This window comes from Streptomyces sp. NPDC087901 (assembly GCF_044742205.1).
GTDB lineage: Bacteria > Actinomycetota > Actinomycetes > Streptomycetales > Streptomycetaceae > Streptomyces.
This window is the reverse complement of record NZ_JBIUUC010000006.1, coordinates 353,256-368,394: the sequence shown is the minus strand read 5'-3', so window position 1 is coordinate 368,394 and position 15,139 is coordinate 353,256. Positions and strand designations below refer to the sequence as shown.

13 protein-coding genes are annotated in these 15,139 nt (G+C 70.9%); 3 read left to right on the top strand and 10 right to left on the bottom strand.

What is annotated here, in order from left to right; genetic code table 11:
• Positions 1-44: 44 nt before the first annotated feature.
• The 4 genes from infB to rimP form a co-directional block, all read right to left on the bottom strand.
• Complete coding sequence (infB, locus tag ACIOEW_RS21850; protein WP_401965181.1) at positions 45-3,176, bottom strand: translation initiation factor IF-2; 3,132 nt, start codon at positions 3,174-3,176, stop codon at positions 45-47.
• A 148-nt stretch (positions 3,177-3,324) separates the two neighbouring features.
• Positions 3,325-3,603: a YlxR family protein gene (locus ACIOEW_RS21845; RefSeq protein WP_401965180.1), complete on the bottom strand. Its 279-nt coding sequence runs from the start codon at positions 3,601-3,603 to the stop codon at positions 3,325-3,327.
• A 160-nt stretch (positions 3,604-3,763) separates the two neighbouring features.
• A complete protein-coding gene (nusA, locus tag ACIOEW_RS21840) occupies positions 3,764-4,804 on the bottom strand; it encodes a transcription termination factor NusA (protein ID WP_362556424.1) in 1,041 nt (346 codons plus the stop codon).
• 2 nt (positions 4,805-4,806) lie between these two features.
• Positions 4,807-5,304 carry a ribosome maturation factor RimP gene (gene rimP / locus ACIOEW_RS21835; protein ID WP_351000698.1) on the bottom strand — a complete coding sequence of 166 codons (498 nt, stop codon included), beginning with the start codon at positions 5,302-5,304 and terminating at the stop codon, positions 4,807-4,809.
• 177 nt (positions 5,305-5,481) lie between these two features.
• On the opposite strand from rimP, the gene ACIOEW_RS21830 reads away from it, so the two are divergent.
• Genes ACIOEW_RS21830 through ACIOEW_RS21820 form a run of 3 tightly spaced genes read left to right on the top strand, consistent with a single transcriptional unit; the run spans position 5,482 to position 7,479 of the window.
• On the top strand, positions 5,482-6,009 hold the full coding sequence (locus ACIOEW_RS21830) for a hypothetical protein (protein ID WP_362556422.1): 528 nt from the start codon (positions 5,482-5,484) through the stop codon (positions 6,007-6,009).
• A complete protein-coding gene (locus ACIOEW_RS21825) occupies positions 6,006-6,515 on the top strand; it encodes a ferritin-like domain-containing protein (protein ID WP_362556420.1) in 510 nt (169 codons plus the stop codon). The genes ACIOEW_RS21830 and ACIOEW_RS21825 overlap by 4 nt, the downstream gene beginning before the upstream one ends.
• 28 nt (positions 6,516-6,543) lie before the next feature.
• A complete protein-coding gene (locus ACIOEW_RS21820) occupies positions 6,544-7,479 on the top strand; it encodes an aminoglycoside phosphotransferase family protein (RefSeq protein ID WP_362556418.1) in 936 nt (311 codons plus the stop codon).
• 68 nt (positions 7,480-7,547) lie between these two features.
• On the opposite strand, the gene ACIOEW_RS21815 is transcribed toward ACIOEW_RS21820, so the two are convergent.
• The 6 genes from ACIOEW_RS21815 to dxr form a co-directional block, all read right to left on the bottom strand.
• Complete coding sequence (locus ACIOEW_RS21815) at positions 7,548-9,248, bottom strand: proline--tRNA ligase (protein ID WP_362550398.1); 1,701 nt, start codon at positions 9,246-9,248, stop codon at positions 7,548-7,550.
• Positions 9,249-9,517: 269 nt separating this feature from the next.
• Positions 9,518-10,093 carry a GNAT family N-acetyltransferase gene (locus ACIOEW_RS21810; RefSeq protein ID WP_401965178.1) on the bottom strand — a complete coding sequence of 192 codons (576 nt, stop codon included), beginning with the start codon at positions 10,091-10,093 and terminating at the stop codon, positions 9,518-9,520.
• 59 nt (positions 10,094-10,152) lie between these two features.
• The gene (locus ACIOEW_RS21805; protein ID WP_401965217.1) at positions 10,153-10,995 is read right to left on the bottom strand and encodes a GNAT family N-acetyltransferase; all 843 of its coding nucleotides are present in this window, start codon (positions 10,993-10,995) and stop codon (positions 10,153-10,155) included.
• A 179-nt stretch (positions 10,996-11,174) separates the two neighbouring features.
• Positions 11,175-12,329: a flavodoxin-dependent (E)-4-hydroxy-3-methylbut-2-enyl-diphosphate synthase gene (ispG, locus tag ACIOEW_RS21800; protein ID WP_219571918.1), complete on the bottom strand. Its 1,155-nt coding sequence runs from the start codon at positions 12,327-12,329 to the stop codon at positions 11,175-11,177.
• Between the two features lie 184 nt (positions 12,330-12,513).
• On the bottom strand, positions 12,514-13,824 hold the full coding sequence (locus ACIOEW_RS21795; protein WP_362550392.1) for a site-2 protease family protein: 1,311 nt from the start codon (positions 13,822-13,824) through the stop codon (positions 12,514-12,516).
• Positions 13,821-15,074: a 1-deoxy-D-xylulose-5-phosphate reductoisomerase gene (gene dxr, locus ACIOEW_RS21790; RefSeq protein WP_362550389.1), complete on the bottom strand. Its 1,254-nt coding sequence runs from the start codon at positions 15,072-15,074 to the stop codon at positions 13,821-13,823. Before dxr ends, ACIOEW_RS21795 begins: the two co-directional genes overlap by 4 nt.
• Positions 15,075-15,139 lie beyond the last annotated feature (65 nt).

Below are 15,139 nucleotides of genomic sequence, written 5' to 3'. Positions count from 1 at the left end.
CGGATATACGTCCCGTCGACCGGCCCCGACTGTTGAGGTACGGGTCAGCCTCGCGGCTTCTCGCGCATCTCGTACGTCGCGATGACGTCGTCGATCTTGATGTCGTTGAAGTTTCCGAGGTTGATACCGCCCTCGTAGCCTTCGCGGATCTCGGTGACGTCGTCCTTGAAGCGGCGCAGACCGGAGATGTTGAGGCTCTCCGCGATGACCTTGCCATCACGCAGCAGGCGCGCCTTGGTGTTGCGCTTGACCTCGCCGGACCGGACCAGCACACCGGCGATGTTGCCCAGCTTGGACGAGCGGAAGATCTCGCGGATCTCCGCCGTACCGAGCTCGACCTCTTCGTACTCCGGCTTGAGCATGCCCTTGAGGGCTGCTTCGATCTCTTCGATCGCCTGGTAGATGACCGAGTAGTACCGGACGTCCACGCCTTCGCGCTCGGCCATCTGCGCGGCACGCCCTGCGGCGCGCACGTTGAAGCCGATCACGATGGCGTCGGAGCCGGTCGCCAGGTTGATGTCCGACTCGGTGACCGCACCCACACCGCGGTGCAGGACCCGGATGTCGACCTCTTCACCGACGTCGAGCTGGAGCAGCGAGGACTCGAGAGCCTCCACCGAACCGGACGCGTCGCCCTTGATGATGAGGTTGAGCTCCTGGACCAGACCGGCCTTGAGCGCCTCGTCCAGGTTCTCCAGGGAGAACCGGACACCCTTGCGGGCGAAGTTGGCGTTGCGCTCACGAGCGGCACGCTTCTCGGCGATCTGACGGGCCGTGCGGTCCTCGTCGACAACCAGGAAGTTGTCGCCGGCACCCGGGACGTTGGTGAGACCCAGCACGAGGACGGGGGTCGAGGGACCCGCTTCCTCGACGTTCTCGCCCTTGTCGTCGAGCATCGCGCGGACTCGGCCGTAAGCGTCGCCGACAACCACCGTGTCGCCGATGCGCAGCGTGCCGCGCTGGACGAGGACGGTCGAGACGGCACCGCGGCCACGGTCGAGGTGGGACTCGATCGCAATACCCTGAGCGTCCTGCTCCGGGTTGGCCCGCAGGTCGAGCGAGGCGTCGGCGGTGAGGACGACGGCCTCCAGAAGAGCCTCGATGTTGAGGCCCTGCTTGGCGGAGATGTCGACGAACATCGTGTCGCCGCCGTACTCCTCGGCCACCAGACCGAACTCGGTGAGCTGACCGCGCACCTTGACCGGGTCGGCACCCTCGACGTCGATCTTGTTGACCGCGACCACGATCGGCACGTCGGCCGCCTTGGCGTGGTTCAGCGCCTCGATCGTCTGCGGCATCACACCGTCGTTGGCCGCGACCACGAGGATCGCGATGTCGGTGGACTTCGCACCACGTGCACGCATGGCGGTGAACGCCTCGTGACCCGGGGTGTCGATGAAGGTGATCCTGCGGTCCTCGCCATTGACCTCGGCGCCGACCTGGTACGCACCGATGTGCTGCGTAATACCGCCGGCCTCGCCCGCAACGACGTTCGTCTTGCGGATCGCGTCCAGAAGTCGGGTCTTACCGTGGTCGACGTGACCCATGACGGTCACGACCGGCGGACGGGAGACCAGGGCCTCTTCGCCGCCCTCGTCCTCGCCGAACTCGATGTCGAAGGACTCGAGCAGCTCGCGGTCCTCCTCCTCGGGGCTGACGATCTCCAGGACGAAGTTCATCTCGTCCGCGAGCATCTTCAGCGTCTCGTCGGGGACGGACTGCGTCGCAGTGACCATCTCGCCGAGGTTCATCATCACGCCGACGAGCGACGCCGGGTTGGCGTTGATCTTCTCGGCGAAGTCGGTGAGGGAAGCACCGCGAGACAGCCGGACAGCCTGCCCGTTGCCGCGGGGCAGCATGACGCCGCCCACCGACGGGGCCTGCATCGACTCGTACTCCTGGCGCCTCTGCCGCTTCGACTTGCGGCCACGACGCGCGGGACCGCCGGGACGGCCGAAGGCGCCCTGCGTGCCACCACGGGCACCGGGGCCACCGGGACGACCGCCGAAGCCGGGACGACCGCCGAAGCCGCCGCCACCACCCGGACGACCGGGAGCGCCACCGCCGCCACCGGGACGGCCGGCGAAGCCGCCGCCACCGCCACCGGGACCGGCCGGACGGCCTGCGAAGCCGCCGCCGCCACCGGGACGGCCTGCGCCGCCACCGCCGCCGGGACGACCGCCGCCGCCGGCACCGGGACCACGGCCACCGCCGGGGCCACCACCGGGACGCGGGCCGGCAGCGGGACGCTGCGGCATCATGCCCGGGTTCGGACGGTTACCGCCGGCGCCGGGGGCGCCGCCGGGACGAGGGGACTGCGGGCGCGGCATGCCGCCGGGAGACGGACGTGCGCCGCCCTGACCCTGCGGGCGCGGGGCGCCGCCGGGGCCGCCCTGCGGACGCGGGGCGCCGGGGCGCTCCTGACCGCCACCGGGACGCGGGGCGCCACCGGGACGGGGCGACTGCGGACGGGCCATGCCCGTCGAGCCGCCGGAGGTGAAGGGGTTGTTGCCCGGACGGGGACCGGCCGGACGGGCGCCGCCGGGGCGCGGGGCGCCCTGGCCTGCGGGGCGGGCGGGGCGCTCGGCGCCACGCTCTCCACCGCGGCCGCCGTCACGCTGACCACCTTCGCGGCCGCCGTCACGCTGACCGCCGGCCGGAGCCGGACGGGCGGGGCGGGGACCCGGGGTGGCACCCGCGGGACGCGGGGCCTGCTGCTGCTGCGGTGCTGCCGGCTGGGCCGGAGCCGGAGCCGAGAACTCGGCTGCGGGCACCGGGGTGACCGGGGCGGCCTTCGGCGCGGGCTTGGGGCCCGGACGCGGGCCCGCCGACGGCGCGGAGGGTGCAGCGGGGGTGGTGCTCGCCGGGGCCTCGGCAGCGGCCGGCTTGGGAGCCGGTGCGCCGGGCTTCGGGGCACCGGGACGTGCCGCAGCGGCCGGGGAGGGCGCTGCGGGCTTCACGGGCGCTGCCTTGCGGGGCGCGCCGGGCTTTGCAGCGGACTTGCCGGCGTTGCCGCCGGGCCCCTGCAGTGCGTCAGTCAACTTGCGTACAACCGGCGCCTCGATCGTCGAGGACGCCGAACGTACGAACTCACCGAGTTCCTGGAGCTTGGCCATGACGACCTTGCTCTCAACCCCGAACTCCTTGGCGAGTTCGTATACCCGGACCTTAGCCACTTCGCTCCTTTTAGGTCCGGGTTACCGCCGGACCGTCGCTACTTCATGGGCGTACTCATCGCGTACTCATCGAGTGCTCATCGCAATCTCGACCTACTTCCAACTCGCGAGGTACCTGACCGCACGGGGACCCGTGCCGTTCAATTTCTTACGGTGTCACCCGCTCGACGAACCGCTGCACCGCAGCAGGGTCGAACGGCCCCTTGGCCTTGAAGGCCCGGGGGAATGCCCGGCGGCGAACCGCCAGGTCCAGACAGACGGAGACGGGGTGAACATATGCACCCCGGCCGGGCAGCGTACCGCGAGGATCAGGGACGCATGCGTCCCCGTCCACCACGATGCGCAGCAGCTCGCTCTTGGTCACTCGTTCCCGGCATCCCACACAGGTTCGCTCGGGGCAAGCGCGGGCGTGCGTCCGGCCAGACACGTTTAAGTCTACCTCCCCGTACCGACCTCACCCGTTTGGGGCAAAAATCGAACGGATGTTGTCGTGATCTCAGCGGCGTGCCGACGAGATCTATTCCTTGTCACCCCGTCGGACCCCGGTCCGGACCGGGGTCCGACGGGGCCTTCGGGGTCGTCGTCGGTCAGCGCCGCTCGGAGCGCTCCCGGGCCCGCTCGGCCCGCTCACGGTCCGCGACGTCGCGCTCGGCGTCGGTCTCGGTGTCCGGGCGGATGTCGATGCGCCAGCCCGTCAGACGCGCGGCCAGGCGGGCGTTCTGCCCCTCCTTGCCGATCGCCAGCGAGAGCTGGTAGTCCGGCACGGTGACCCGGGCGGAGCGCGCACCGAGGTCAACGACCTCGACCTCACTCACCCGTGCGGGCGACAGTGCGTTGGCGACCATCTCGGCCGGATCGTCCGACCAGTCCACGATGTCGATCTTCTCGCCGTGCAGCTCGGCCATGACATTGCGCACACGTCCGCCCATCGGGCCGATGCAGGCGCCCTTGGCGTTGAGGCCCGAGCGGGTGGAGCGTACGGCGATCTTGGAGCGGTGGCCGGCCTCGCGGGCGATCGCGCAGATCTCGACGGAACCGTCGGCGATCTCCGGGACCTCCAGCGCGAAGAGCTTCTTCACCAGGTTGGGGTGGGTCCGCGACAGCGTCACGGACGGGCCGCGGACACCCTTGGCCACACGTACGACGTAGGTGCGCAGCCGCAGGCCGTGGGTGTACTCCTCGCCGGGCACCTGCTCCTGGACCGGCAGGATGGCTTCCAGCTTGCCGATGTCGACCAGGACGTTCTTCGGGTCCTTGCCCTGCTGGACGACGCCGGTCACGACATCGCCCTCGTGGCCCGCGTACTCGCCGAAGGTCCGGTCGTCCTCCGCGTCGCGCAGCCGCTGCAGGATGACCTGCTTGGCGGTGGTCGCGGCGATCCGGCCGAAGCCCGACGGGGTGTCGTCGAACTCCTTGGGCTCCTGGCCCTCCTCGAGGTCGGCCGGGTCCTCCTTGGCCCACACGGTCACGTGGCCGCGCTCGTCCAGCTCCACCCGCGCCTTGCGGTGGCTGCCGTCCGTGCGGTGGTACGCGATGAGGAGGGCCGACTCGATCGCCTCGACGAGCACGTCGAACGGGATCTCCTTGTCCTGCGCCAAGCCCTTCAGAAGCTTCACATCGATGTCCACGGCTACGCCTCCTCTTCCTTCTTGTCCTTGCGGTTGAATTCCAGCTCCACGCGCGCCTTGGCGATCTCGGCGAAGGCGATGCGGCGGGACGTGGGCTTACGGCCCTTGACGCCCGGTACTTCAAGATCCAGGCCCTCTTCGTCGACCGCGAGGATGCGGGCCACCAGCTCGCCGCCCTCGCTCAACGTCAGCCTGGCCAGGCGGCCCGTGGCACGTACGTAGTGGCGGTGCTCCGTCAGCGGGCGGTCGGCACCGGGAGAGCTGACCTCCAGGACGTACTCTTCCTCGCCCATCGCGTCGGTCTCGTCGAGCTTCTCGGAGATCGCGCGGCTCAGATCCGCACAGGCGTCGAGCTCCACGCCCTCCTCGGAGTCCACGATGATCCGCAGCACCCGGCGACGGCCGGCCCGGGACACTTCGATCTCTTCCAGATCCAGCTGCTCGGCGCTGACGAGCGGTTCTACCAGCCCGCGCAGCCTCTCGCTCTGGGTGGTGCTCATCCGGGTGACTCCTCGGCCGCGTGTGCTGTTGTGGGGATCGTCGTGTGTCTGGTCAAAGGGTATCCGGTCCCAAGGGGTGTTGCTGTCCGTCGGCCCCCGGGGCGCGGGTACGCTCGCCAACGGTGATCACTTCCGGACAGATCCAGTCAAGACAGGTCCAGGCCCGAAGGAGAACAAGTGCGGCGCACGGGGACGACGCGCAGGGGAGCGCTGACCGCGACGGGAGCGATCGCCATGGGGGCGGTGCTGGCCGGCTGCGGCAGCGGCGATGACGAGAGCGCCGGACGCAAGGGTTCCGCACGGGCCGACGCGCGGACCGCGGCCGACCGGTCGTCGGCTGAGACGTCGCTCCGGAGCCAGGCCCGCGGCGTGAGCACGTCGCTGTTCGCCCAGTACGAGCACGTGGTCCGGGCCCATCCGGCGACCGCGGCCGGGCTCACCCCCCTGCGGGACGCCGTCCGCGCCCACATCACGGCCCTGGGCCCCGGCGACGCGCTCGGCCTCGTCCGGACCCGGCCCGGCACCGGTGACGCCGCGGCGGCGGTCAGGGAACTGGCCGCCGCGGAACGCCGTGCCGCGGCCTCGCACACCCAGGCGCTGATGAAGGCCCCGCCGGAGCTCGCCCGGCTGCTCGCCTCGGTCGCCGCGGCGGCCTCGGCCCACGCCTATCTGCTGACCGAACTGGCCAAGGAGACGAAGGCATGAGCGACGACGGGGTCCTGGAGGCCGCGCAGGCCGCGCTGGCCGCCGAACACGCGACCGTGTACGGATACGGGGTGGCGGGCGCCCGGGTCGCCGCGGACCGCCGCACCGAAGCCACCGCCGCGTACGACGCCCACCGGGCCAGGCGCGACGCGCTGGTGCGGACGGTGCGCGACCTGGGCGGGGAGCCGGTGGCCGCGGGTCCCGCGTACGCTCTGCCCTTCGCGGTACCGGACGCCGCCTCGGCCGCGCGCCTCGCCGCGGTGCTGGAGGACCGGGTCGCGGATGTCTACTCCGACCTCGTACGGGCCTGTGAGGGGCCGTTGCGGCGCTCGGCGGCGGACGCCCTGCGGGAGGCAGCGGTGCGCGCCGTCCGCTGGCGCGGCAGCGGCGTACCCTTTCCCGGGCTCGCCGAGCGGGCCGCGGACGGGTCCCGGACCGACGGGACCGGTGACAGCGACAAGGTGACGGCCCGCCGGTCCGAGGCCCGGGCCGGCACGGCGCGCTGAGAGAACTCTGAAAGGGAACACGGCACGTATGGGTTTTGAACCGCCGCAGCGTCTGGTGCGAGCGCTCGGCGAGTCGTACGGGGATACGGCCGCCGGGGACTGGCTCGCACGGCTTCCCGGTCTGACCGAGCAGGCGCTGGCCGCGACCGGACGGGAAGCGACCGTGGAACGGGTCGCCGCCCCGGGCGGGCGCAGCAGCCTGGTCCTGCTGGTACGCGAGGCCGACGGCACCCCGGCAGCGCTGAAGCTTGCCCCGGCCGGGGCGGCGCCCGAGCTCGAAAGGGCGGCGCTGGCGCACTGGAACGGCTGGGGCGCGGTGAAGCTGATCGCGACCCCGGACGAGGTGCCCGCCACGGATACCGAGGGCGGCGCCCTGCTGCTGGAGCGGCTGCACCCCGAGGTGTCGCTGCGCTCGCTCCCGGAGGCGAAGGCACTGCTGGAGGCGGCCGGGACGGTGCGGCGGCTCTGGGTCGAACCTCCCGCCGGGCACGCCTTCGAGACCGTCGCCGGGCGGACCGGGCTCCGGATCGATGCGATGCGGGCCTCCGCGGCGGCCGATCCCGCCCTGGAACCCCTGGTCTCGGCGGCCCTGGCGGCACGCGCGGAACTGGTCGCCCACTCCCCCGAGACCGACCTGCTTCTGCACGGCAACTTCCGGCAGAGCAAGGTGCTCTCGGGCGAACGCGCGCCCTGGCTGACCGTCGGCCCCGAGCCGGTGGTCGGGGAGCGCGCTTACGATCTGGCGCGGCTGGTGCGCGACCGGGTCGAGGACCTGATCGCCTCACCCGGTGGTGCGGTCACCGCCCGGCGGAGGATCAAGAAGCTCGCGGACGCGCTGGACGTGGACCGTGAGCGGCTGCACGGCTGGACGCTGTTCCGTGCGGTGGAGTCGGGCACCCGTGCGCTGGCGGCCGGGCGCCGCCAGGAAGGCGAAGTGACGCTGGAGTTCGCGGGCTGGCTGTAGCCCCCACATGCCGGAGGGCGCCGCACGGACATCCGTGCGGCGCCCTCCGGCGTATGACGGGGTGGTGGTCAGCCCTGCTCGGTGAGACGGGCGATCGCCTCGTCGACGGTGAGCTCCTCGCGCTCGCCCGTGCGGCGGTCCTTCAGCTCCAGGACGCCCTCGGCCGAGCGGCGGCCGGCGACGAGGATCTTCGGGACGCCGATGAGCTCGGAGTCGGTGAACTTGACGCCGGGCGAGATGCCCGGGCGGTCGTCGACCAGGACGCGCAGGCCGGCGGCGTTCAGTTTCTCGGAGACGTCGAGAGCGAGTTCGGTCTGGAGCGCCTTGCCCGCGGCGACGACGTGGACGTCGGCCGGGGCGATCTCGCGGGGCCAGCACAGGCCCTTGTCATCAGCGGTCTGCTCGGCGAGGGCGGCCACCGCGCGGGAGACGCCGATGCCGTACGAGCCCATCGTGACGCGGACGGGCTTGCCCTGCTGGCCGAGCACGTCGAGGGAGAAGATGTCGGCGTACTTGCGGCCGAGCTGGAAGATGTGACCGATCTCGATGGCACGGTCCACCTGGAGGCCGGCGCCGCAGTTGGGGCAGGGGTCGCCCGCCTCGACGACAACGACGTCGAGGTAGTCGTCGACCTCGAAGTCACGGCCCGCGACGACGTTCTTCGCGTGCTTGCCCTCCTTGTTGGCACCCGTGATCCAGGCGGTGCCGGCGGTGACGCGCGGGTCGGCGATGTAGCGGACCTTCTCCAGTCCCTGCGGGCCGACGTAGCCGCGGACTAGGTCGGGGCGGCCCACGAAGTCCTCGGCGGTGACGAGCTCGACGACGGCGGGGGTGAGGTGCTCACCGAGCTTGCCGAGGTCGACCTCGCGGTCGCCGGGCACGCCCACGGCCACGATCTCGCCGTCGACCTTGACCAGGAGGTTCTTCAGGGTGGCGGAGGCCGGGACGCCGAGGTGGGCGGCGAGGGTCTCGATGGTCGGGGTGTCGGGGGTGTCCAGCTCCTCGACAGCGGCGGTCGCCGAGCCGTCGACCGGGGTGGCCTTGTAGGTCACGGCCTCGGTGTTGGCGGCGTAGTCGCAGTTGGGGCAGTCGACGAAGGTGTCCTCGCCGGCCGGGGCGGGCGCGAGGAACTCCTCGGACGCCGAGCCGCCCATGGCGCCGGAGACCGCGGAGACGATGCGGTGGTCGAGACCGAGCCGCTCGAAGATCCGGATGTAGGCGGCGCGGTGCAGCTGGTACGCCTCGGCGAGCCCCTCATCCGTGGTGTCGAAGGAGTACGAGTCCTTCATCTGGAACTCGCGGCCGCGCAGCACGCCGGCGCGGGGGCGGGCCTCGTCGCGGTACTTCGTCTGGATCTGGTAGAGGATCACGGGCAGGTCCTTGTAGGACGAGCACATGTCCTTGACGACCTGGGTGAAGACCTCTTCGTGCGTCGGGCCGAGGAGGTAGTCGGCGCCCTTGCGGTCCTTGAGCCGGAACAGCAGGTCGCCGTACTCGTCGTACCGGCCGCTCGCCTCGTACGCCTCCTTGGGGAGCAGCGCGGGGAGCAGTACCTCCTGGCCGCCGATGGCGTCCATCTCCTCGCGGACGACGCGGGTGATGTTCTCCAGGACCTTCTTGCCGAGCGGCAGCCAGGACCAGATTCCGGCCGCGGTGCGGCGTACGTAACCGGCGCGGACGAGGAGCTTGTGGTTGAGCGTCTCGGCGTCCGCCGGGTCGTCGCGCAGTGTCTTGATCATCAATCGGGACATGCGCTGGACCTGGGCCATGATGAACTCCTGCTCGGAAGGGTGATGTGCAGGAGGTTAGCCGGGTGGCACGGGCGGGCGGAAATCGATTGCCCCGGACCGACCGGCACATGGGGGTGGAAGAAGGAGCGCAGCCGGGTGCGCGGCGCTGCAGGGCGGCGGATCGGGACATGGCGAACGGGGCTCCCCTGCCCGGGCGGAGCCGGGAGCTCGGGGACATGGTGATCGGCGACGACGCGGCGGATGAGCGCGCCCGGCCCCGCGACGCCGCCCCCCATTGCCGGTCGGTCTCAGGCGTGCCCGGGGCGGAGCAGCGGAAGCGGTGCTCCCATGACCGCGTACGGCGTGGGAGCGCTGGGGAAATGCACCTGCCTGGCGAGGTCCCGATAACCGAGCGAGCGGTACAGACCGCGTGCCGGGCTCTCCGTATCGATCGCGGAGAGGATCGAGCGGGGCTGGTCGACGGCGTCCGTGATAGTGGTGATGAGGGCGCGCCCGATGCCGCGGTTCTGGAACTCCGGGTGGACATGGAGCTCGGTGATCACGAAGGAGTCGTCGAGCCAGCCGGCCGAGCCGGTGGCCCGCAGGTAGGGCTCGACGACGGTGGACCACCAGTGGCCGCGTTCGTTGGGCATGCCGTAGACGAAGGCGACGAGGCCGCCGTCCGGGGTCAGGGCGCCGAGCGCGCGGGCGCAGGGGTGGTCGAGATGTCTGAGGACGATGTGGCGGCGTACTTCGATCTCTTCGGGGCCGAGTCCGAAGGCGACGGCCTGTACGGCGAGCGCCTCGTCCACGCGCGCGGCAAGATCGATCGGTCCGATCCGGACGCCGGTAGTGTGGGGGCCGCCCCCGGAAGCTGCTGCCATGAGCAGACCCTACTGTCCGTGGCGGGGTGCGGGGTACGGGCCGGGGCGGGCCGGCGGGATCAGAACAGCACGCTCATGAACGCACCGGTCTCACGGAAGCCGATGCGGCGGTACGCCTTGCGCGCGGGGGTGTTGTAGTCGTTCACGTACAGGCTGACGACCGGTGCGACGTCGGCCAGCGCGTACCGCAGGACGGCCGCCATGCCGGTCTCGGAGTGGCCTCGGCCACGGAACTCGGGGGCGACCCAGACTCCCTGGATCTGGCAGGCCTGCGCGGTGGTGGCGCCGATCTCCGCCTTGAAGACGACCTTGCCGTCCTCGATCCGGGCGAAGGAGCGGCCGGTGCCGACGAGCTCGGCGACGCGGGCCTGGTAGAGGAGTCCGCCGTCGCCCGCGAGCGGGGAGATGCCGACCTCCTCGGTGAACATGGCGACGCAGGCCGGCATGAGCACGTCGACCTCGTCCTTGCGGACACGACGGACCAGCGGGTCGGGTGCCACGTCGGCGGAGGGACTCTCGGTGACCATGAGTGGCTGGTTGGCCCGGACCTCGCGGGCGGGGCCCCAGCCCGGTTCGAGGAGCCGCCACAGTTGTGCGGTGGGCCCGGCCGGGCCCACGATCGAGGAGCAGCGGCGGCCGGCCCTGCGTGCGCGGTCGGCGAAGGCACGGACGGCCTCGGGGGTGGCGCAGATGGGGACGAGGTTGGCCCCCGAGTAGCAGAGCGAGCGCAGGCGGCCGTCGGCGTACCAGCCCCACATCTCGCCGCCGAGGCGCCAGGGGTCGAGGCCTGCGATCTGGACCCGGGAGGTCACGAAGGCGTTGGCTACGGGTTCGCTCTCGAGCACCGCGAGGGCGGCGCCGAGGTCGCTGGGTTCGAGGACCCGGGTGGTGGTCTGCGTCAACACGAGGGGGCCTCACCATGCGGTCTGCTGATTTCCGCACTGTACCCAAAGAGGCTGAGGGGCGCCGCTCGTGGCTGTGAACCGTTTCTGCGGATGCCGGTGACCTGGCTCACGGACAGCGCCCCGCAGGGAGGGTTCCTCCGGCGGGGCGCTGTCGTGGTTGTCATGGGCGGGGGCCCCTAGCTGATGGAGACCTCGGGCTCGCCGGAGGCGATGCCGTCCTTCTCCATCTGTTCGGCGATCTTGAGGGCTTCCTCGATGAGGGTCTCGACGATCTTCGACTCGGGCACGGTCTTGATGATCTCGCCCTTGACGAAGATCTGGCCCTTCCCGTTGCCCGAGGCGACGCCCAGGTCGGCCTCGCGCGCCTCGCCGGGGCCGTTGACGACACAGCCCATCACGGCGACCCGCAGCGGCACCTCCATGCCCTCGAGGCCCGCACTCACCTGATCGGCCAGCTTGTACACGTCCACCTGCGCACGGCCGCACGACGGGCAGGACACGATCTCCAGCCGGCGCTGCTTCAGGTTCAGCGACTCCAGGATCTGGAGTCCGACCTTGACCTCCTCCGCCGGCGGCGCGGACAGCGAGACCCGGATCGTGTCACCGATGCCCTCGCTGAGCAGGGCGCCGAAGGCGACGGCCGACTTGATGGTGCCCTGGAACGCCGGGCCGGCCTCGGTCACGCCGAGGTGCAGCGGGTAGTCGCACTGGGCGGCGAGCTGCCGGTAGGCGTTGACCATCACGACGGGGTCGTTGTGCTTGACCGAGATCTTGATGTCCCGGAAGCCGTGCTCCTCGAAGAGGGATGCCTCCCACAGCGCCGACTCCACCAGGGCCTCAGGAGTGGCCTTGCCGTACTTCTTCAGCAGTCGCGCGTCCAGCGAACCGGCGTTCACACCGATCCGGATCGGCGTCCCGGCGTCGTTCGCCGCCCGCGCGATCTCCTTGACCTTGTCGTCGAACTGCTTGATGTTCCCGGGGTTCACCCGCACCGCCGCGCAGCCCGCGTCGATCGCGGCGAAGACGTACTTCGGCTGGAAGTGAATGTCCGCGATCACCGGGATCTGCGACTTCGACGCGATCGTCGCGAGCGCGTCCGCGTCGTCCTGCGTCGGGCACGCCACTCGCACGATCTGGCAGCCCGAGGCCGTCAGCTCCGCGATCTGCTGGAGCGTGGCACCGATGTCCGACGTACGCGTCGTCGTCATCGACTGCACCGAGACCGGCGCGTCCCCACCGACCGCCACCGACCCGACCTGGATCTTGCGGCTGACCCGCCGTACGGCGAGCTGGGTCGGAACGGTGGGCATTCCGAGAGAAATCGCAGTCATGCGCTGAGCATCCCCAAGGTGTGGATCGAGGTCCCGAAGTCGGCGGGCTCCGGCCTTCGAGGTTACGGCACCGAGCACGGCGTGAAGCACACCGCGTCCGGGAACCCGGGCAAAATATGGGGTCCCGGACGCACCGTGCGCATCCGCCGTCACTCGGGGTACAGGCGCCCCCAGGACGGGCCGGTCAGGAGATCTTGACCGGGTTGACGACGTCGGCGACCAGGACGAGCAGGGTGAAGCAGATGAACACCCCGGCGACCACATACGCGAGCGGCATCAGCTTGGCGACGTCGAACGGGCCGGGGTCGGGGCGCTTGAAGACCCGTGCCACGTTCCGGCGCAGCGCCTCCCACAGCGCCCCCGCGATGTGGCCGCCGTCGAGCGGCAGCAGCGGCAGCATGTTGAAGAGGAACAGCGAGAGGTTGAAGCCCGCCAGCAGGAACAGCATCATCGCGATCTGGTTCTGCGCGGGTACGTCCAGCGTCATCACCTCGCCACCGATCCTGGCGGCGCCGACGACACCCACCGGGGAGTCGGCCGCCCGCTCGCCGTCGCTGAAGGCCGCATCCCAGAGGGCGGGGATCTTGGACGGCAGGGCGACGATCGAATCGACGCCGTTCTCGATCATGTCGCCCATGCGGACGACGGAATCGCCGAAGGAGAGCGGGATGATCTCCGTCTGCGCCGCGAAGCCGAGGTAGCCGGCGGAGACGAACTTCCCCGGGACCACCTCGCCGTCGGAGTCCTTCTTCGCCACGGCGTTCTTCTTGAGTACGGCGTGGAGGGTCTTCTCCTGGCCGTCGCGCTGGACCGTGATGGTCGCGGGGCCGATCGTGTCGCGGATCTTGTCGGAGAGTACGGACCACTCGTCGATCTTCTGGCCGTTGAAGGCGACGATCTTGTCGCCCACCTTCAAGCCGGCGGCCTGCGCGGGCGAGACCGGGTCGGACTTCTTGCAGGTCTCCCGCTTCTCGCTCTGGGAGATCACGCACTTCTGGACACCGGCGACGTCGGTCGTCTGCGTCTGGAATCCGAAGGTCATGGCGACGCCGAGGAAGATCGCCACGGCCAGGATCAGGTTCATGAACGGGCCGGCGAACATGACGATGACGCGCTTCCACGGCTTGCGCGTGTAGAAGAGGCGCTTCTCGTCGCCCGGTTCCAGCTCCTCGAAGGCGGCGGATCTGGCGTCCTCGATCATGCCGCGCCACGGCGAGGTGGACCGCGCCTCCAGCTTCCCGTCCGGTCCCGGCGGGAACATCCCGATCATGCGGATGTAGCCGCCGGCCGGAATGGCCTTGATCCCGTACTCCGTGTCGCCCTTCTTCCGCGACCAGACGGTCGGGCCGAAGCCGACCATGTACTGGGGGACGCGGATACCGAAGAGCTTCGCGGTCGACAGGTGGCCCAGCTCGTGCCAGGCGATGGAGAACAGCAGGCCGACGGCGAAGACCGCGATGCCGAGAATGGTCAGCAGGATCGTCGTCATGCTCATGCGCGCGCCTCCGCGGTGGCCTTGGCCGAGAGTTCCCGGGCCCGGGTCCGTGCCCAGGCCTCCGCTTCAAGGACGTCCGTGACCGTCAGCGAAGTTCCCGGCGGAGGCGTTCCGTGTTCGGACACCACCGCCGTGACCGTGTCCATGATGCCGTTGAACGCCAGCCGCCCGGCCAGGAACGCGTCCACGCACTCCTCGTTCGCCGCGTTGAACACCGCCGGCGCGGTGCCGCCCAGCGTGCCCACGTGCCGCGCGAGTCCGACGGACGGGAAGGCCTCGGTGTCGAGCGGGTAGAACTCCCACGTGGAGGCCTTCGTCCAGTCGAAGGCGGGGGCCGCGTCGGGGACGCGCTGCGGCCAGCCGAGGCCGATCGCGATCGGTCCGCGCATGTCGGGCGGGGTGGCCTGGGCGAGGGTCGAGCCGTCGGTGAACTCCACCATGGAGTGAACGTACGACTGGGGGTGGACCACGACCTCGATCCGGTCGAACGGGATGTCGTAGAGGAGATGCGCCTCGATGACCTCAAGACCCTTGTTGACCAGGGTGGCCGAATTGACCGTGATGACCGGGCCCATGGCCCAGGTCGGGTGGTTGAGTGCCTGTTCCCGCGTGACGTCGGCGAGCTCGCTCCTGGTACGTCCCCGGAACGGGCCGCCGGACGCGGTGACGACGAGCCTGCGCACATCGGCCCTCTTGCCGGCCGCGAGTGCCTGGAAGAGCGCGGCGTGCTCGGAGTCGACCGGGATGATCTGGCCGGGAGCGGCGAGCGCCTTGACCAGCGGACCGCCGACGATCAGCGACTCCTTGTTGGCGAGCGCCAGCGTGCGGCCCGCCTTCAGCGCGGCCAGGGTGGGGGCGAGACCGATCGAGCCGGTGATCCCGTTCAGCACGGTGTGGCAGTCGCTGCCGGCCAGCTCCGTAGCGGCGTCGGGTCCGGCCAGGATCTCGGGAGGCTGCTCCCCCGCGCCGTACTCCTTGCGCAGCGCCTCGCGCAGGGCGGGCACCGCCTCGGGTGAGGCGACGGCGACCGTGCGCACCCTCAGCCGGCGCGCCTGCTCGGCAAGGAGGGCGACCCGGCCGCCCGCCGCGGAGAGCGCGGTCACGCGGAAGCGGTCGGGGTTGCGCAGCACCAGGTCGATGGCCTGGGTGCCGATGGACCCGGTGGAGCCGAGGATGACGAGATCCCTGCGGCCTTCCACGGCGTCGAAGACGAGGTGCGGGTCGGCGAGGGGGGCGGGGCTGTCGCTCATGCCCCCCATTGTTGCCGCATCGGCTGTGCGTGTGGACAGGGCGCCCCTCGCGCCGCGTCGTGGCT